This is a genomic window from Reyranella soli, from assembly GCF_007992495.1.
Taxonomy (GTDB): domain Bacteria; phylum Pseudomonadota; class Alphaproteobacteria; order Reyranellales; family Reyranellaceae; genus Reyranella; species Reyranella soli.
Genome location: NZ_BKAJ01000389.1, coordinates 1 through 846, shown reverse-complemented (window position 1 = coordinate 846; position 846 = coordinate 1). Strand labels below are relative to the sequence as shown.

The following is an 846-nucleotide window of genomic DNA, read 5'->3' as shown; positions in this document are numbered from 1 at the left end:
CTAGGTAGCGTGGACAATTAGGGGATTCACGCGGCGTTGGTTTTGTGATTCAAGCTGCTTTTCGGAAGGCGGCTTGAATGGTGAAGGGCGTTCGTCTGTTGCTGAGCGACCGTCAGTGGGGGCGGATCGCGCCGCACCTGCGAGGCAAGGCGGCAGACCGCGGCGTCACGGCCAGCAACAATCGTCTGTTTGTGGAAGCCGTGCTTTGGATCGCCCGAACCTCCTCGCCGTGGCGCGATCTGCCGCCGGTGTTCGGTAACTGGAACAGCACCTTCCGGCGTTTCTCGCGCTGGTCGGAGGGCGGTGTCTGGGAGAGTCTTTTCAACGCCTTGGCCGATGACCCGGACTTCGAGTACGTGATCATCGACTAGACCATCGTCCGGGCGCATCAACACGCCACCGGCAAAAAGGGGGGCTTGAAGATCGTGCGATCGGCCGCTCGCGCGGCGGCCTGACCACCAAGCTGCACGCCACCGTCGATGCTCTGGGCAACCCAGTCCGCTTCATCCTAACGCCCGGGCAGCGCAACGATATCACCCAGGCCCAATCGTTGATCGATGGTCTGCCCGCCCAGCATGTCCTTGCCGATAGGCCTATGACGCCGATCACTTCCGCAGCGCCATCGCCCATGCCAACGCTCAGCCTGTCATTCCATTCAATCGGTCTCGCGCCGGCGTTTCCACCCACGACCCCGATCTCTACAAAGAGCGTAACCTCATCGAGCGCTTCTTCAACAACCTCAAACACTTCCGCCGCATCGCAACCCGATACGAGCAGACTGCCAGAGCCTTCCTCTCAATGATCCAACTCGTCTCCGTCGTCATCTCGACAAAGTAATTGTCCACG

1 pseudogene is annotated in these 846 nt (G+C 60.6%); it reads left to right on the top strand.

Annotation, left to right across the window (positions count from 1 at the left end):
• The first annotated feature begins 77 nt into the window (after positions 1 to 77).
• Positions 78 to 837, top strand: a pseudogene (locus RSO01_RS46930) (IS5 family transposase).
• Positions 838 to 846: the final 9 nt, after the last annotated feature.